This is a genomic window from Methanohalophilus sp. RSK, from assembly GCF_003722075.1.
Classification (GTDB): domain Archaea; phylum Halobacteriota; class Methanosarcinia; order Methanosarcinales; family Methanosarcinaceae; genus Methanohalophilus.
Window position 1 is genome coordinate 91913 of the sequence record NZ_RDSK01000001.1, and the last position, 17118, is coordinate 109030.

The window sequence follows — 17118 nt, forward strand, 5'->3', positions numbered from 1 at the left end:
CAAATAGTGATAATAATGCAAACGAATCCTCATCGGATCAATAATCCATTTGAATTTGCACAGGCTCTGGGCCTTGAAAGGAATGTGGGCGAGCAACTCATAACATTTTGCCAGCGTAACGATATTGCTTTTCTGGGTCTTTTTGGCTCCTTTTCCAGGGGAGAACAAACCAAAGGTAGTGATATTGATTTGCTTGTGAGGTTTTCTGAAAAGAAAAGTTTGATTGAGCATATAAGAATGGAAAATGAACTGGAAGATTCACTCGGGACAAAAGTAGACTTGGTTACTGAAAACTCATTGAGTCCTTATATTATCCCTCATGTTCAGGAAAATTTGCAAAAGTTGTATCGTGAAGAATAATTCTATTGTTTCTGTATTACTTCCACAATAGCATTTTCATTCTGGAATAGGATGCCTTCTCCTGCAGCCATTGGTACAATCGGCCGCATTGTCGATCCGGGCCTGTTTCATAATTCAATGCCTCTGGATACTGCTCTGTTGAGCCTATGGTGATCATTATGTATCCAGGTAATACCTTTGATGCTTACTGCAATCTTGTTACTCTCTTCCAGATATTCCAGAATAGTCTTGAGCGTATTGTGATTTACCTGCTTGGGCAACTGCTTTTTCAGTTCGGCAACAGGTATTGTATCGTCTGAGATTGCAATCTCCATAATAGGAAATATACATTCCCAAATTTAAGATTTTGCGGCAGGAATACAAAAAAGTCCCCATAAAATTACCATCTCTTTCAGGACATCAGCTTGCATCCTGGGATGCAGGGCTCGTTTTGACACGACGTCCACAGGCAATCCGAGAAGTTCCTCAAGGTAGTCGCCAAGTCCTACAAGGCCAAACAGGGTGGTTGCGGTATCAAAATTGACCAGTAGATCAACATCAATTCCCGGTTTTTCCCCTCTTGCATAGGACCCGAAGATTCCGACAACCCCGGCTTTGTACTCCTGCCTGATCTCTTTCCGGTGTTCTTTGATCAGGAGTTTGATTTCATTCAGTCCTGGTGGGACTTTTTCTGAGTTACTCATAATTTCAGTTCCTCGTGAGAGATAAGTGTACCAGCCTTCTTTTCAGACATTTATCGGCTTAAACTCCACTTGGATTCGAAATAGAGGTGTAATTGTTATCGAAGGTAGCGATTTTTACAATTGTCAAGTGATGGAATGGGGAGATTTCGACGCAACCTTAAAATGAGCCACTCCCCAGTTATTTCCTCCAGATTTTCACGACATTCTTCAAGGGAAGTACCTGTTGCCCACACTCCTTCCAGTTCAGGTATCCATCCATAGTATGGTTCCTCATCATCCTCAATTATCTCGTATTCGGTTCTTGCAAGGGCTGCCTGTATATATTCGATTAACATGGATTTGATCATCTCAAGCAATTATCAAACTGGCCTGACCTCATTAAGTATATGCTTTCCAATATTGGGTTTCAGCGAATCCTTCATAACCAGATCTACCTTGATTCCCAGGTTATCTGAGAGATAATTTTCCAGATCAATGAATTGAAGAAGGCTGGGAGTCTTGCTGAATGCCACCAGAATGTCGAGATCACTTTCCGGAGTTTGCTCTCCTCTTATATAGGAGCCAAACAGTCCAATATACTTTACATTATATTGATCTTTCAGCTGCGGCAACATTTCCCGTAGTTTGTTTCTGTAATTTTGAGCATCCGGGTTGGTTGGCACAGGCATTTCTAAGCAAACTCCTTCAGATTAATGTTGTCTGCGGTGTATAATTATTTTGTGTACGGCTGAGAGATAATGGCTCTATTTTGCTTCCTCTTGTCCACGAACTTGCTCCGTACCTGCACCCTTTACCGCCAGATATGCAAGCCCAGCAATTCCAATCCCTGTTCTATGAAAAACAATACAAAGAGCAGATACAGCACTCCCAGGCTTCGAAACAGCTGAAGATAATATTTGCTTTTCAAAAAATCCCTGCTTTTGCCTACAAACAGGGCAATCACAATTTTTGAACCTACAAGCAGGGCATAGAATCCGATTACAAACATTATCTGTGTGAGCCTGTCAACCTCAGCAGCCCTGAAGAGAATGGGTCCTCCGATTGCAATCCAGAACAGGTAGGGATGGGGATTCAGGAAATTTGCCAGTATGCCTTTTTTCAGGGATTCCTTCTTCAGGTTAGTTACTTCGATACTGATATTTTTGGTCCTGAGGGAGGCAATACCCAGATGTGTCAGGTAGAGTGCTCCTGCCAGGCTGATCAGGGCGATCACCGAATTCTGCTGCTGGAAATGCAGTAGTATATATATTACACCTGATACTATCAGCAAGTCTGTTATGAGGGGAGAAACAGCAACCTTGAAACCTTCTTTTGAGCCGTGTTGCAGGCTTTCGGAAATTGTTATGGTCATCAGGGGGCCCGGGGATATGCCTGCAGCAAAACCGAGAAGGATCCCTGTTACCAGGAATTCTGCAATTTCATACATCATTCTCTCTTCTTATCTTCGGAAGGATTCCCAGGAGTGAAAATTTCAGTGCAGCTGGATAATTTCAGTCTGTTCTGCGACCGTCACTTCAAATTCATCGGCGGGAATGGCCCTGGTAGAAAAGGTTTCTTCAAACCTGCCATTCTCAACTTTTATGGTCCGGCTGGCCGCTACCGTGAGTTCCACCTGGGAATGGCCTTCTGCAGCATGGCCTTCGATGCGGATATCGTATTTGCCTGAAGGTACATCGCATTCGCAGATTTCCGCCACATCCTCTGAAGCCCTTGCACGTCTGGTCATCCATAACAATATCTTTACCCTGACCTTAAGATCCCTCACGTTTTGGGCTCTCACCGTTAAACGATTGGGTCTTTCCGGTACTTCTTTGTCAGGCATACGATATTTGTATTTTCCACCCTCTACAGGCACGGTCCTGGTAAAGGTAATCGCTATATCCACTGATTCTGCAGAGGATGTCCCGCGTATGGTGACATTATCTCCTGCCCCGGGTTCTGGGGGTATGATCTCGAAATCCCTGTTCTCTGGAGTATCCATCGTAATTGAAAATGGCTGGTAGGCCTTTATGTGTCTTTCTGATGGCCGGTTACAGAAGCGTATAATCATTATTTTTGTAACCATTATTTTTATAATTATTTTTCCAGGTGTGTGATGCAGGTCGTGTGTTCTATTTGGAAATTCACCTGTCGTAGGCATCGTCATGATGAGAGAATCGTACCAGTGTTACTGTTTCTTCTACTGTATCCACTCCAAAAATCAATACAAAACTGCTCATGACATGAACCCTATAATATCCGGTAAGATCGTTACGCAGTGGCTTGTATCGAGTAGGGTTATCAAGAATTTCTGTAATTTTCTTTTCGAGAATAATCTTCAGTTGATGATCTTTCTTGGTCAGTTTTTTTATATCTTTCTGGCAGGCGGGTAATATGTATAGGGAGTAGCCCACTTTCATCACCTGAATATGTCGGCTACATCATTGACCTTTACACGGGAACTTTTATCTTCGGATTTTATTTTATCAATGACTTCGTCTTTGACGGGCAATTCGTCAACGGGATGCCAGTCGATAGATTCACAAAAGGCGGCATCAGATTCGGAGATGGTATTGTTGCGGATATAGATCTCGAAGATCTTGCGTTTGCGTATCCCTTCCTGCACTACCCTGGACCATCTGACCCATGAAAGTTCCTGTATCTTTTGATAGAATTCATCTTCAATAGGAATTGTTATTGTAGCCATCAGTTTCCACGGCTCCTCTCATATTTCTCAAATTCTTCCAGTAGATGTATCTTCTTTTCGATACTTTCTTTTGCAACCTGGGTCCAGTTAATATCGGGTAGGTCATCAATTTCTTTTTTTAGGTCCTCTGGTATGGCCACGGTGTAACGTTTCATAGAATCACCAATTACATAACTTTATGCATTTGCACATATATTAGAGTGGTGGCTGGTGTATAACAGCATCTGCATTATTGCGAGCAAAAACCCACTTCCAATTTATCCCACAAAACCTTTTCAGCGAAAAGAACGCTTATTTTGAAAAATTTGTCAGGAATACATGTAAACAATCGCTTATTGCAAAATCATCTCATATTTGCAATATATGAAAGAAAGTATTCGCAATAATTCTACATGATACAATATTCAACAAACATTCTCGACTCTGCGCCTTCCCCTTTACAGGCATATCCATGCCTTCCATACTCTACTATCATCTACGATGCGTAGCATCCGTATGTACGTATGCAACAAGCAACTGTAAAAAGATGGGGAAATTATTGCAGGACAATAAGGTATTCTGGATTAATACAACTTTAAATGGAAATTGGAAAATGCAAGATAGCAGAATGGAAAAGGAGAAGGCTCTTTATAAAGTCACAGGATAAGTGTTCGGTATGCTGGGTATATTTGGATTGATTGCTGTTGCTGTTTTTGTTGTTTTTCTGGCAGGATTGGCCGTGAAGGTATGGAGGAACAAGACGTATTCGGGCACGAAAAAGGTTTTTTGAGCCTGGCTGTGCTGCTTTTCATGATAGTTCTTGTTTATGGATTGTTCTTTTTTGTACTGGTAGACAGCGATCAGGCATCCTATTTATACAACCGGCGGGAAACACTTTGAAGATATAGATCATGAAAAAATACTGGAGAATGCAAAAGAGGCAGGTTACCAGGACCGGGGTCCATTCTTTATAAATGTCAGACCCCGGGATTCAGCAGGCATATATCCGGATGACCTTCCAGAAATTGAGCAACATCTCGGGACTGACTATATTTTGAAATTCAGCACCTATTACTATAATGCAGATACGATAATGGAGATCTTTTTTGTAGATGAGGATGAGACAATCATTACGTTCTTCAATTACAGCCGACCGGATCCTTACTTTTCTCCTTTCAAAGTAGAGCACCTGCCAGATGACGGGTGGATTATCGACAGGATGGTTGCAGTCTCTGGGTTTGATGAGCAAACAGCCAGGAGTCACCTGCAGGAAATGAAAGCAGAAATCGAAACAGAGAGCCGGCCAATAATGGAAGTATCCAGGCCTGCTGCACCTTCTGCCCTGTATGCTGACCTGCAGGAGATGAGCACCAGTTCCGAATTTTCACTGACCTACGGAGAAGGCAGTACTGCTCTTATGTTTTACGATGAGGAGCGGCTTGCGGGCAAGATCAATTGCGTGGTCCCAAATCACCGAATAGTTCATGAGATAGATGGGCCAACCTATACTGTGAAGGTGGACAAACTGGGTGGTGTGGATCTGTATGTGGAACCTGCTCCCGGAGAAAGGATCCCTGAAGAAACATATACTGCAGTTTTCAAGACGATGTTCAGGGATATTGGATTGCCTGAGGCAGCCGTGGATGAGTATGAATTCACTTATTCGGCTTCGGCGTGGTGATACGGGTGGATATCAATAGGGGTGTGTGAGTTCAGTGATGAAATGACTGGTTTCATCAGGTCAATAAATAGTCATATAACTCATATTCGCCTTTCCGCAATTTGATGCTGATGTTGTTTGCCCTGTTATTGTAATCCAGAGTCATCCGAAACTTATCCCCGTTTTTGGTTCTGATGTTTATGGGGACAACTATAATTATGAATAGATGAAGAATAATCCATGATAAAAGAACAGAGGAAGAAAAATGAGTGCATTTGCATTGAAAATACCTGATGATGTTGTAGATGCGATTCATTTGCCCCCCGGGGATTTGGATCGGGAACTGCACAAAGAACTTTCTTTGGCATTGTATCAACGTGGTATACTTTCATCCGGTAAAGCCTGTGCTCTTGCCGGGATGACCCGATGGGAGTTCGAGGAACTTTTGGGGCGACATGGAATTTCCCGTCACTATACTGAACAAAATTTGGATGAAGATCTTGATTATGTCCGAAGCCATCAGTGATTCCTCCACTTTGATCCATTCTGCAGGGATTGGTCGCCTGGAGTTATTAAAAGAATTTTATGCTAGGATTCTCATTGCGCCTGGTGTGTGGAAGGAGGTTGTTGAGGAAGGCCATGGCAGATCCGGTGCTCTTGAGGTGAGGAAAGCCTATAATTTGGGTTGGGTGAAGATTATGGCACCTGCAAACGAGTCTGTGGTTTGATTGCTTAAGCGGGAATTGCATGCCGGAGAGGCTGAAACTATTGCACTGGCTATTGAGCAGCAACCTGATGTAGTTTTTCTGGATGAGTCCGAGGCAAGAAGAGTAGCGAACCTGTATGGATTGCGGATAACCGGAATTATTGGTATTTTGATGCGTGCGAAGTCTGAAGGCAGAATTAGGTCTCTTCAGGATGAATTAGATAAACTTCGTAACGAGACAGGATTCTGTATTGACGATAAATTGTATAATCGGGTTTTACAATATGCAGAGGAATCACATTATTAATGCAACCATACCGGATCGGCCTTTCTTCAATGATTCCGATGGCGCCTGGAATACACCGGCTGAACCCGATCATGATCTATTGATCGATGCAGGTGCAAAAGCCAAAGTACACGATCCGCATGTCCTGCAGTATCCGGATGTGGAGGTCTCCCGGGATCTGGATTGCAGTGCTGGAGGGTGTGGATGTAGCTGCTTCTTGAGGCTATGAATCAGTGAGGTAGCAATGTTTGCCCGGTCCTATTCGGGTAGGGTCGGGGTGCATATACCCCTCATCTTTTTCTTTTTTTGCTGTCATTCTTTGGGTAAAATCGTGACATTTTCACGTCTGCATACAGGTACTGTTTTCTGTATTCTGGCCGATATGATGGATCTCTGCAAACCCTGCAATGTCGCACATCTCATATCGGGAGGCGGCTTTGTTAACCGGGCTGCATCAATTTTTCCGGTACTTCTGGCTCAGGATTATTCCTCAAACAAGAGTTCTATTCTGTATATACACAAAATATTATAATATACGGCTAGATTTAAGTAATTTAATCCCTTCTTTATTATTTGATTGTCGGATCTATCCGTATCAATTGATTGGTGGAGAGGGTTTAAAATGCGTTTGATCGAGAAAATCTGCCCGGTATGCGGGAATACATTTGAAGTGGACGAAAAACTGGCTGACAGGAAATTGTACTGTACTCTGAAATGTTGTTTGCAGGCGGGTGGGGACCGGCCGGAGAAGGTTGGTGTGCAGGCTTAATTTAATTTTTGGGAGTTGTAGTATTATTGTGGTAGGGCTTGTCTGATACTTTTTCTGAAATTTTGAATCCAAATAATTATATCACATATAGGTTTAGTCCAATCGGGCCTGATCAAATCATGAATATAAACACAATAATTCATCCATCTTCCAGAATATACGGCTCCTCCACAGTGGGCAGAGATTCAAAGGTCATGGAGAATACGATATTGGGTTATCCCGAACACAGCATCCTGATGGAAGTCCTGGACAATGACCGCCGAATAGAGGATGCTGATTTTCCCGGCTGCAGTATTGGTCCTGAATCAATTGTCAGGCCGGGTTGTACTATTTTCAGCAATGTGAGCACGGGTAGTAAATTCAAGACCGGGCACAATGTGATAATCCGGGAGAATACCACTATCGGGGATAATGTGCTCATAGGTACCAATGTCATTATCGATGGCAATGTAACGATAGGTAATAATGTAAGCATCCAGGGTAATGTTTACATTCCTACGGATGTCATCATCGAGGATAATGTCTTTATTGGTCCCTGCGCAGTGCTTGCCAATGATAAGTATCCCATACGCAAACAATTTGAGAATAAGGGACCTGTGCTGCGCAAAGGTTCATCCATTGGTGCCAATGCCACCCTGATGCCGGCAGTGGAAGTTGGAGAAGGGGCAATGGTCGCAGGCGGTGCGCTTGTCACAAAGGACGTTCCCCCCTGGAAACTTGCCATAGGCGCGCCGGCTACAATTACAGATCTGGCAGCAGATTTGAAAACTTTAAATAATATTTGAATTGTCTAATACAACGATACTTATAAAATTACTCATGAAGGCATGATATTCTAATGATCCCCATAGCAAAACCCCTGATTGGAGAAGCGGAAGTTGAAGCCGTCTCCTCTGTGTTACGGTCCGGAATGATCGCGCAAGGCCCCAAAGTTGTGGAATTTGAAGAGGCTTTTGCTAAATATACCGGGGTGGAGCATGCGATTGCTGTGAATTCCGGGACTGCTGCTCTGCATGTATCCTTACTGGCTAATGGTATTGGTCAGGGGGATGAGGTGATAACGTCTTCTTTTTCTTTCATTGCAACCGGCAACTCCATCCTTGCCACAAGTGCAACTCCCGTATTTGCCGATATCCGGCCCGATACATTCAATATAGACCCCGAGGCTATCCTGGATAAAATCACTCCTAAAACCAAAGCCATCATGCCGGTTCATCTGTATGGCCAGCCTGCTGACATGCAGGCAATCGGGGACATTGCAGAGGATCATAATCTTGCAGTGATCGAGGACGCATGCCAGGCGCATGGGGCTGGCTTTAATGGGAAAAGGGTGGGTTCCTTTGGCACAGGTTCTTTCAGTTTCTATCCCACCAAGAACATGACCACCAGTGAAGGTGGTATGATCACCACTGATGATGCGCAGGTGGCAGAGAAGGCACGAATGATCCGGGCGCATGGCTCAAAACAGCGTTATATGCATGAACTTATGGGGTATAATTACCGGATGACGGATATCGCAGCAGCCATCGGTCTGGTTCAACTTGATAGAATTGATGAATTCAATTCCGCCCGGCAAAAAAATGCTCAAAATTTGACAGATGGTTTGAAAGACCTTGACTATATCACTACCCCTGTTGTAAGGGAGGGATGTGAACATGTCTATCACCAGTATACTGTCAGGACGGAGAATCGGGATAAACTGGCAGACTATCTGAAGGATAATGGCGTAGGTTGCGGTATTTATTACCCGATTCCCATCCATCAGCAGCCCCTGTACAGGGAACTGGGTTATACGGATAATCTGCCGAAAACTGAAAAGGCTGCTGAAGAGGTACTGTCCCTGCCGGTACATCCGGCAGTGGATGAGAAAGATATTGAACACATAATTACAACTATTAAAAACTGGGAATGATTCGATGTTACGAGTAGGTGTTGTGGGTACAGGTGCCATGGGGCAGAACCATGTGCGTATCTATCATGAGATGGAGGGTGTGGAACTTGCCGGGATTGCGGATGTGGATGAGCAACGAGTGAATTCCCTTGCCAAACAGTATAATACTGCAGGTTTTACCGATTATAAGGAATTATTTGCTCAGGATCTGGATGCCGTAAGCATTGTGGTGCCCACCAAGTTACATCGTCAGGTGGTGTTCGAGGCACTGGAGGCGGGGCTGGATGTGCTTGTGGAAAAACCCATCGCGGATACCATCGAGAACGCCAATGCCATGATCGCAAAGGCAAAGGGAGTTAACAGGAATCTCATGGTGGGCCATATCGAGCGGTTCAATCCGGCAGTGCTGCGGCTGAAGGAAATTATTGATTCGGGTATCCTGGGCAAGATCGTATCCATATCCACACGCAGAGTGGGTCCCTATAATCCGCGTATCAGGGATGTGGGTGTGATCCTGGATATAGGAGTACATGATATCGATATTATTTCCCACCTTTATGATAAGAATGTCAATCAGGTACATGCGGTAGCAGGGGCGGATATCCATCCCTTCGAGGATCATGCCAGTGTACATTTGCGCCTGGATCATGATCTGACAGGGCTGGTGGAGGTCAACTGGCTGACCCCTCACAAGGTACGTAAATTGACCGTGGTAGGGCTGGAAGGTGTGGCCTATCTGGATTATATCGACCAGACCGTGGAGATCCATGACGAAGGCTGGGTTCGCAATGCCAAGGTGGAAAAGGCCGAACCCCTGAAAAACGAATTGAGTCATTTCATTCATTGTGTGGCAAATGGACAATCTGCCCATCCCTGCGGAGAGGAGGGCAGGCATGCCCTGGAAGTGTGTCTGGGTGCCATACGTTCCTATACTGAGGAAAAACTGGTGCAGATCGAATACTGAAATGAGGTTGGATTACCGGTGGAATATATGGCGGTTGACAAAAAGTTCCTTGAAGAATATTTGATGAATGGCGATTTCATAATTTCAGATCATGCACGTATAAGAATGTTCCAGAGGAATATTTCAACTGATGATATAATCCAGGCAATATCTAATGGTGAGATTATTGAAGATTATAGTGATGATGAACCCTGTCCATCAGCCCTTTTACTGGGGTTTGTGGCAAAAAAGGCGCTTCATGTGGTTGCAGGACAGTGTAAGGACCATATCAGAATTATTACTGTTTACCCGCCGGCAAAGGATAAATGGATAGACTACAAAGTAAGGAAGGAGAACCAATGATACCTGATAAATGCAGTTTCTGCCATGGCAGACTTGTTAAAGGGAAGACCGAGTTTGTGGTGAAAGTGGGAGATACGGTGCTTACCATCAAAGACGTTTCTGCCTATGTATGTGAAGAGTGTGGAGAGGCCTATTATACTCCTGAGGTTTCCAGGAAGATAGATGAAGTCATGAAAAAATTCCATGAATCCAAATTATTAATGCATCCCGTGGCAGCCGGAGAGGTCAGCCTGAATGAGGTCTGCGCCTGAGATGTCAGGGTCTCGTTTTACTAAATATACTTACTGATTAAAAACAGGTTATAGCATGGATAAATTACAATCATTACTTGAAGAACGTGGGCCGATCAAAAAGATAGGAGTTATCGGTATGGGCTATGTGGGCATTCCCGCAGCAGCCCTGTTTGCCGATTCCCCGAAGTTCGACAAGGTGCTGGGTTTCCAGCGCAATTCTGCCACCTCCGGCTACAAGATCGATTTGCTCAACCGCGGGGACAGCCCGCTGAAAGGCGAGGAGCCCGGCCTGGAGGATTTATTGCAGACGGTAGTTGAAGCAGATAAATTCGAGTGCACTCCCGATTTTTCCCGTATCGGCGAGATGGATGCGGTTACCCTGGCCATACAGACCCCATTCAAGGACCCGAAGGATCTGCTGCCTGATTTCTCGGCCCTGGAGGCCGGGATTCGCCATGTCGGCCAGTATCTGCAGCCCGGTATGCTGGTGGTGCTGGAATCCACCATCACTCCCGGAACCACTACAGGCATGGCCAGAGAGATCCTGGAAGAGGAATCCGGTTTGAAAGCGGGCGAAGATTTCGCCCTGGCTCATGCACCGGAGCGTGTCATGGTGGGTCGTCTGTTGCAGAATATCCAGGAGCATGACCGTATCGTGGGCGGCATCGATGATGTCAGTACCCGGCGGGCTGTGGACCTGTACGAGCCGGTGCTCACAAAGGGTCGTGTAATTCCGATGTCCGCCACTGCAGCCGAGGTCACCAAGACCTCCGAGAATACGTTCAGAGACCTGCAGATTGCCGCTATCAACCAATTGGCCCTGTACTGTGAAGCCATGGGTATCAATGTCTATGACGTGCGGGAAGGTGTGGCCAGTCTCAAAGGCGAAGGCATCACCCGGGCCATCCTGTACCCGGGAGCCGGTGTGGGCGGACACTGCCTGACCAAGGATACCTATCACCTGGAACGCGGCCTGCAGATCGCCAAACAGGCAGACCTGGATTTCCCGCAGGAACCGTCCCTCTACGTCACAGCCCGCCATATCAATGATTTCATGCCAGAGCACATGTACAATCTGACAGTGGAGGCCCTGGAGCGTATTGATAAGAATATCGCAGATGCCAAAGTGGCAATCCTGGGCTGGGCGTTCCTCAATAATTCGGATGACGCCAGGAATACCCCGGCCGAACCCTATCGTGATCTATTGATCGATGCAGGCGCAGAGGTCAAAGTACACGATCCGCATGTCCTGCAGTATCCGGATGTGGAGATATCTCAGGACCTGGATGCAGTGCTGGACGGTGTGGATGCAGTGGTGGTCTTTGCAGGCCACAGGCAGTATTATTCCCTGAAGCCCCAGCAGTTGCAGAAATTGTCCGGACAGACACATCCTGTGATCGTGGATGGCCGGAATGTGGTGGAGCCGGATGCTTTTATTGATGCAGGGTTTGTGTATAAGGGGATTGGTAGAGGGGATAAGAATGGGCATGAGGTGAAATGAGGATATTGGTTAGTATCCTCCGTTCTGTATTTTTTATTATGTGTATGGTATATTCAAAGGGTCAGATGGCAATCTTAAGACAAAGGTGAATCAGATCAAAGGGAGTCTTTTTGACCTTGTAGCTGATGCTATGGTTGATGGCGTTTCAGCTGAATGCTAGTAAAACCGGGATATTGAGAAAGCTCTTTTATCAAGAAATTTTCTGGTTGAATAGACATAGATTTTAAAATTACTGTATATAAAAATATGAAAACATATTTAACTATTAATATATTTCTTATATTGGGTGAAAAATTGCAACGCAAACATGTAACATCAAGTAATTTGAAATCAGTGGGATACGATTCAGCAACTAATATTCTTGAAATAGAATTTAATAATGGTGGAATATATCGTTATTCAGGGGTTCCTGCCAGAGCTTATGATGAATTGATGAGTAGCTCTTCACATGGCAAATATTTCCATAAGAACATAAGAGATAAATACTCTACAAAGAAGGTTTGTTAAGTTGCAATTAACTTCGATTTGCTTAAAAAACTTTCAATGTTTTAAAGATAGTGGTCAGATTCCTATTTATAATATGTCTATTTTTGTGGGAGAAAACGATAGTGGCAAAACATCTATTTTACAAGCTCTTGATTATTTTTTAAATAATAACACTATCCCATCAACTTTTTTTCATGTTATCGGGGATGATATCCACAAAATATGTGAAATACAGCTTACCTTTATTCCACTTAATGAAACTGATATTCCCGAAGAATATATTGTGAACAATGAAGTAGTTTTAAAGAAAGAATTTGTTTTAAATGATACAGATAACGTTGAATCTCGAATTTATGTTAAAAAAATTCTTTTTGAAAGAGATGAATTAAATCAAATTGAATCTTTAAAAGCACCTGCACTTAAAGATCTTTATGAAGAATTCAATCTTAGCGGTTACACAAAAGTTCCTGATGCTCAAGAAGTAATTCGTAACTATACAAATGAAAACATTGACAATTTTGAAATACGGTCAGACTGGGCAGAGGTAAAATGGAAAGACATTGCTGAATTTTTACCTTTGTTTGAATATTATGGCAGTTCTGATTATAGCAATCCACAAAATATAATCAAAAATACGTTGAATTCAGTATACAGGACTTTTTTCTATGATAGTGATGAAGTAGGTAATTTAGTCCTTAAAGAAGAGCTTGCTCTGAAAAAAGATGAAATCGAAAAAGAATTGGATCAAAAAATAGAGGATGAGTTAAAGGACAAAATAAATAGTGTTATTGGAAAAGTTGAAAATATTGGAGGAGATTATACAATTGATTTTGCAGCGGGCTTCAACCTTTCAAACATAAATGTGGATTACGGAAACGGATTTCACCCTATAGATAATATAGGAGAAGGTTCAAGAAAAAGACTGTGCTTAGCTATAATGGAGTGGGACCGAGAAATTAGATCTCAGAAATCATATAGAAGAGTCATTAGGGGTTATGATGAACCTGATTCAAGTTTGGATTATAGGGCACAAAAAGAGATGTTCTATGTCTTAAAAAATATGTCTGAAGATGCAAGTAATGCAGTTCAACCAATTATTTGTACTCATTCAATATCAATGATTGATCGTGCACCTGCAAATATAATTGGTCATATTATCAATGAAAATGGGGTTTCTAGAGTAGAGCATCTAGAAGAAGATGAAGACTCAATTGTAAAAGATTTTTTAGATGGTATCTCCGAGATTTCAGGTATAACTAACAGCAGTATTTTTTTTGAACGTTGTTTTTTGATTATTGAGGGTATGACGGAGTACAATGCCCTACCATTGCTTTATAGAAAATACTACGAGAGAAGCATGCCAGAAGACGGTGTGGTTTTAATAAATCTTGAAGGGAACAGCTCATGGGATAAAACCTTGAAATTGTTCAACCAAAATAAAAGTAAAGCTACAATTATGTTTTTAGATAATGATACTAATACCGATTCCTCTGTAAAAAATATCACTAAACAAAGTTTAAAACAAATAGGCATTGGAGAAGAATTTTTAAACAATATTGTTTATGTCGGTGAAAAGGAATTTGAGGATGTTTTCTCTAATGAAATAATATGTAGGTGTCTCAATGAATATTGGCCTAAAATCGACAATGAAAAATGGACAGAAGAACAAATTGAAAGGTTAAGAGACGATGATAAATTTTCAGAATCTTTGAAAGATATGATTGGGAGGTACAAGACTGAAAGTGGTGCGGCCATTGATTATCTCAAAAAACCCGAATTTGGTAAATATATTGCAGATACTGTTAGCAAAGATGAAATATCCGAAATAGATGATTTAAAAAAATTGTTCAATAAAATAAATGAAATTGTAAATTGAAGTGATAGGAATATTATCATTAAACTTTATCATCATATTTTGATATAAACAATACTACGACGATTCACTTTCTCTTTTTCATTGAATCCGGCACCATTGGCAATATTTCCAGTAAGGATTGCAGTTGTGAATCTGTTTTCAAAATGTACAGGTAATAGGTAATACAGAGAGAAACAGCCACTCCTGTAATCAAATAGAGATTGTCACTAAATAACCTTAGCGTAACAAGTAAAAGTGCAGCCGGGATGAACAACTTAAAATTGGAAAATACTATTTTGCCGGCAGTGGAGTTTTTGACACCTGCATAGTGCAGCATCTTAAGACAAAGGTAGCCGTAAACAAAAATCCCGGATATTGCAAATAATCCTAAAGCCACATATACATCCCCTAAATATCCACCTATGAGAAGGGAGAGTGCTCTTGTGATCAGGTTGAATGTATTGTACTTTAATCCGAATTCCTGTTTTTCAAAAACCACATAAAGGGTGCTTAAAGGAGATGAGATAAACCATATGAAGCCCCAGATACTCAGAATCTGAACATAGATTCCTGCTTCCACCCATTCCATCCCCAGAATTACACCGAATATTGCATCTCCTGACAGAGTAAGAATGAGAATTGGAAACAGTCCGATCAGTACCAATATTCTGAATACATTTTCCACAAGTACATTCAGAGTACCTTCCTTTTTGGATTCAGTGGCTCTCTGGTAAAATACCTGCGAGATCGAACGGCCAATGAAACTCATGGGCATCTGCAACAGGCGAAATCCAAGTGAATAAAAACCTACAATAGCAGAATTGAAAAAGGTTGAAAGCAACAGAACAGGTAGTTGCCAGGACAGAGAGTTAAGCAGGGTTGACCACGTATCTATGAGTGGGAATTTTTTATATCGCCTGATTCCGGCACCAAGACTTTTAAAATTCACCTGCCTGACATATACTCCTTTTTTGAAAGCCGAATGGACAAGGGTTATAACGGAAAAAACTTTGCCTACCAGGGACCCGAGAATCAGGGATATACCACTTACATATCCGAGCCCTCCTGCCCCCACCTGTGTGCCTGCCTGTGAAAGGGACGCAGATATCCTTGCATGGGACATATTCTTAAATTTCTTATTGCGGGAATTCCAGAAATTCAAAGACAGAAACATGCCCTGCAGAAAAATGAACAGTGGGATGAGATATACATAGTTTCCCAGTTCCTGTGCATTGAATAGTTGCAGAATGGGATTTTTGAATAGAAGGAACAGAACTGCCGTTATGGCCGAAAAAAGAAATGCCACCACAATACTCAATATCAACTGTGTATCTGCCTCTTCCTTTGAATCAGGCAGCATTATACTCATCTCATATCTGAAACATGCAATTGTTCCCAGTATCCCGCTCAAAGACATAAAAAGTGCAAGAATCCCGAAATCAGAAGGGGAATATATACGACTCAATATAGGTGCAACTGCAATAGCCACTATCTGGGCAATACCCGTGCCACCCACAAGGGTCAGGACATCTGATGCAAATCTTTTTTCACTGGTACTTTTTGAAGGCATTATATCCCCAATTACCGCAAACAATCTTCAGATTGTCCTTTAAAAGAAGAGAGTCTTAATAAAGATATTGATGCCGATGGATTAGGACCTGGGATCCAATATCTCACAGATCCTCCCACTGGCATTACCATCTCCGAAAATATCTGCCTGTGTGGAGTTGCCTTTGAAACCCCCAATACTCTCCAAAATCTCCCCATACTCCGCTCCCACCAGCACATTCCAGCCCGCCTCCACGGTCTCCACCCACTCGGTATTCTCCCGCAGGGTAATGCAGGGCACACCAAGCATGTAGGCCTCCTTCTGCAACCCTCCGGAGTCGGTCAGCACCTTCTTTGCACTACCTGTGAGTTTCAGCATGTCCAGATAGCCCACGGGTTCTGTAAGCACAAGATTTGCACTGGCTTTTTCCCACAGACCGTACTGCTTCATGTATTTGGCAGTCCTGGGATGAACCGGAAACACGATTGTTTCTCCACATTCCACAAAGGCATTGATAATGGAGGTCAGGTTTTGCCTGGAATCGGTGTTTGAAGGCCTGTGCACGGTAGCAAGCAGGTACTGGCCTGCATTGAGGTTCAGGTCTCCAAGGATTGTGGATTTTTCCTCTGCTATTTTGCTGTTGTAGAGTACAGCATCCATCATCACATCTCCCACATTGTGGACACCGGTGGTGATGCCTTCGGCTTTTAGATTTTTCACTGCGGTTTCTGTGGGACAGAAGAGTAGATTGGAAACATGGTCCGTGAGCACTCTGTTGATTTCCTCAGGCATGGTTCTGTCAAAGGAACGCAGGCCTGCTTCCACATGAGCCACCGGTATATGGAGTTTGGAAGCGGTAAGAGCACCTGCAATTGTGGAGTTTGTATCACCGTAGACCAGTACCATATCCGGCTCTTCCTTCAGGATCACTTTCTCGATTTCAATCAGCATCTGGCCTGTCTGTTCCCCATGTGAGGCAGATCCAATTGCCAGATTGTAGTCGGGTTTCGGGATATTTAAATCACTGAAGAAGACGTCGGACATGTTCTGATCGTAGTGCTGGCCGGTGTGCACCAGGATTTCCTGGTGGTCTTTCCTCAGGGTGCGGGAGAGGGGTGCACATTTAATGAACTGCGGGCGGGCGCCGATGATGGAGAGGATGGTCATA

The 17118-nt window shown here is 43.2% G+C and carries 27 protein-coding genes; 16 read left to right on the forward strand and 11 right to left on the reverse strand.

What is annotated here, in order from left to right; genetic code table 11:
* Positions 1-15 precede the first annotated feature (15 nt).
* Positions 16-360: a nucleotidyltransferase family protein gene (locus tag EFE42_RS00430; protein ID WP_123135380.1), complete on the forward strand. Its 345-nt coding sequence runs from the start codon at positions 16-18 to the stop codon at positions 358-360.
* 107 nt (positions 361-467) lie between these two features.
* Here the strand turns inward: EFE42_RS00430 and EFE42_RS00435 are convergent, their stop codons facing one another.
* The 9 genes from EFE42_RS00435 to EFE42_RS10585 all read right to left on the reverse strand — a co-directional run bounded on the left by EFE42_RS00435 (position 468) and on the right by EFE42_RS10585 (position 3884).
* The gene (locus EFE42_RS00435) at positions 468-674 is read right to left on the reverse strand and encodes a hypothetical protein (RefSeq protein ID WP_199724067.1); all 207 of its coding nucleotides are present in this window, start codon (positions 672-674) and stop codon (positions 468-470) included.
* Between the two features lie 24 nt (positions 675-698).
* Positions 699-1043 carry a nucleotidyltransferase family protein gene (locus EFE42_RS00440; protein ID WP_123135381.1) on the reverse strand — a complete coding sequence of 115 codons (345 nt, stop codon included), beginning with the start codon at positions 1041-1043 and terminating at the stop codon, positions 699-701.
* Positions 1044-1138: 95 nt separating this feature from the next.
* A complete protein-coding gene (locus EFE42_RS00445) occupies positions 1139-1378 on the reverse strand; it encodes a type II toxin-antitoxin system HicB family antitoxin (protein WP_123135602.1) in 240 nt (79 codons plus the stop codon).
* Positions 1379-1402: 24 nt separating this feature from the next.
* On the reverse strand, positions 1403-1711 hold the full coding sequence (locus tag EFE42_RS00450) for a nucleotidyltransferase family protein (protein ID WP_123135382.1): 309 nt from the start codon (positions 1709-1711) through the stop codon (positions 1403-1405).
* A gap of 122 nt (positions 1712-1833) precedes the next feature.
* Complete coding sequence (locus tag EFE42_RS00455; RefSeq protein ID WP_233564667.1) at positions 1834-2472, reverse strand: LysE family translocator; 639 nt, start codon at positions 2470-2472, stop codon at positions 1834-1836.
* A gap of 42 nt (positions 2473-2514) precedes the next feature.
* The gene (locus EFE42_RS00460; RefSeq protein ID WP_148039230.1) at positions 2515-3108 is read right to left on the reverse strand and encodes a hypothetical protein; all 594 of its coding nucleotides are present in this window, start codon (positions 3106-3108) and stop codon (positions 2515-2517) included.
* A gap of 58 nt (positions 3109-3166) precedes the next feature.
* A complete protein-coding gene (locus EFE42_RS00465; RefSeq protein WP_123135385.1) occupies positions 3167-3442 on the reverse strand; it encodes a type II toxin-antitoxin system RelE/ParE family toxin in 276 nt (91 codons plus the stop codon).
* The gene (locus EFE42_RS00470) at positions 3442-3729 is read right to left on the reverse strand and encodes a hypothetical protein (RefSeq protein WP_123135386.1); all 288 of its coding nucleotides are present in this window, start codon (positions 3727-3729) and stop codon (positions 3442-3444) included. Before EFE42_RS00470 ends, EFE42_RS00465 begins: the two co-directional genes overlap by 1 nt.
* Positions 3729-3884 (reverse strand): hypothetical protein, encoded by a 156-nt coding sequence (locus EFE42_RS10585; RefSeq protein WP_199724057.1) that lies wholly within the window; start codon positions 3882-3884, stop codon positions 3729-3731. Before EFE42_RS10585 ends, EFE42_RS00470 begins: the two co-directional genes overlap by 1 nt.
* Positions 3885-4455: 571 nt before the next feature.
* On the opposite strand from EFE42_RS10585, the gene EFE42_RS10420 reads away from it, so the two are divergent.
* From EFE42_RS10420 to EFE42_RS00540, 15 genes are all read left to right on the forward strand, one after another.
* A complete protein-coding gene (locus EFE42_RS10420) occupies positions 4456-4608 on the forward strand; it encodes a hypothetical protein (protein ID WP_158599146.1) in 153 nt (50 codons plus the stop codon).
* 193 nt (positions 4609-4801) lie between these two features.
* Entirely contained in the window at positions 4802-5389 is a 588-nt protein-coding gene (locus EFE42_RS00475) for a hypothetical protein (RefSeq protein WP_123135387.1), read from the forward strand.
* A 244-nt stretch (positions 5390-5633) separates the two neighbouring features.
* A complete protein-coding gene (locus EFE42_RS00480) occupies positions 5634-5894 on the forward strand; it encodes a UPF0175 family protein (protein ID WP_072561019.1) in 261 nt (86 codons plus the stop codon).
* Positions 5875-6096, forward strand: coding sequence for a hypothetical protein (locus tag EFE42_RS00485; RefSeq protein WP_123135388.1), 222 nt, complete (start codon positions 5875-5877; stop codon positions 6094-6096). Before EFE42_RS00480 ends, EFE42_RS00485 begins: the two co-directional genes overlap by 20 nt.
* A complete protein-coding gene (locus EFE42_RS00490; protein ID WP_123135389.1) occupies positions 6097-6381 on the forward strand; it encodes a DUF3368 domain-containing protein in 285 nt (94 codons plus the stop codon).
* A complete protein-coding gene (locus EFE42_RS00495) occupies positions 6359-6589 on the forward strand; it encodes a hypothetical protein (RefSeq protein WP_123135390.1) in 231 nt (76 codons plus the stop codon). Before EFE42_RS00490 ends, EFE42_RS00495 begins: the two co-directional genes overlap by 23 nt.
* A gap of 393 nt (positions 6590-6982) precedes the next feature.
* Positions 6983-7129 (forward strand): hypothetical protein, encoded by a 147-nt coding sequence (locus EFE42_RS10590; RefSeq protein WP_199724058.1) that lies wholly within the window; start codon positions 6983-6985, stop codon positions 7127-7129.
* A gap of 119 nt (positions 7130-7248) precedes the next feature.
* Positions 7249-7914, forward strand: a complete 666-nt coding sequence (locus EFE42_RS00505; protein WP_123135603.1) for an acyltransferase — start codon at positions 7249-7251, stop codon at positions 7912-7914.
* 53 nt (positions 7915-7967) lie between these two features.
* The gene (locus EFE42_RS00510; protein ID WP_123135392.1) at positions 7968-9041 is read left to right on the forward strand and encodes a DegT/DnrJ/EryC1/StrS aminotransferase family protein; all 1074 of its coding nucleotides are present in this window, start codon (positions 7968-7970) and stop codon (positions 9039-9041) included.
* A 4-nt stretch (positions 9042-9045) separates the two neighbouring features.
* Positions 9046-9984 (forward strand): UDP-N-acetylglucosamine 3-dehydrogenase, encoded by a 939-nt coding sequence (locus tag EFE42_RS00515; RefSeq protein ID WP_123135393.1) that lies wholly within the window; start codon positions 9046-9048, stop codon positions 9982-9984.
* Between the two features lie 27 nt (positions 9985-10011).
* Positions 10012-10326 carry a DUF4258 domain-containing protein gene (locus EFE42_RS00520; RefSeq protein ID WP_123135394.1) on the forward strand — a complete coding sequence of 105 codons (315 nt, stop codon included), beginning with the start codon at positions 10012-10014 and terminating at the stop codon, positions 10324-10326.
* Positions 10323-10577: a type II toxin-antitoxin system MqsA family antitoxin gene (locus EFE42_RS00525; RefSeq protein WP_123135395.1), complete on the forward strand. Its 255-nt coding sequence runs from the start codon at positions 10323-10325 to the stop codon at positions 10575-10577. The genes EFE42_RS00520 and EFE42_RS00525 overlap by 4 nt, the downstream gene beginning before the upstream one ends.
* Positions 10578-10632: 55 nt before the next feature.
* Positions 10633-12060 (forward strand): nucleotide sugar dehydrogenase, encoded by a 1428-nt coding sequence (locus EFE42_RS00530; protein WP_123135396.1) that lies wholly within the window; start codon positions 10633-10635, stop codon positions 12058-12060.
* A 324-nt stretch (positions 12061-12384) separates the two neighbouring features.
* The gene (locus tag EFE42_RS00535) at positions 12385-12567 is read left to right on the forward strand and encodes a KTSC domain-containing protein (protein WP_199724059.1); all 183 of its coding nucleotides are present in this window, start codon (positions 12385-12387) and stop codon (positions 12565-12567) included.
* A gap of 1 nt (position 12568) precedes the next feature.
* Positions 12569-14422, forward strand: coding sequence for an ATP-dependent endonuclease (locus tag EFE42_RS00540; RefSeq protein ID WP_158599147.1), 1854 nt, complete (start codon positions 12569-12571; stop codon positions 14420-14422).
* 64 nt (positions 14423-14486) lie between these two features.
* On the opposite strand, the gene EFE42_RS00545 is transcribed toward EFE42_RS00540, so the two are convergent.
* The gene (locus EFE42_RS00545; protein WP_123135398.1) at positions 14487-15971 is read right to left on the reverse strand and encodes an oligosaccharide flippase family protein; all 1485 of its coding nucleotides are present in this window, start codon (positions 15969-15971) and stop codon (positions 14487-14489) included.
* Positions 15972-16052: 81 nt separating this feature from the next.
* The gene (gene wecB, locus EFE42_RS00550) at positions 16053-17117 is read right to left on the reverse strand and encodes a non-hydrolyzing UDP-N-acetylglucosamine 2-epimerase (RefSeq protein ID WP_123135399.1); all 1065 of its coding nucleotides are present in this window, start codon (positions 17115-17117) and stop codon (positions 16053-16055) included.
* Position 17118: the final 1 nt, after the last annotated feature.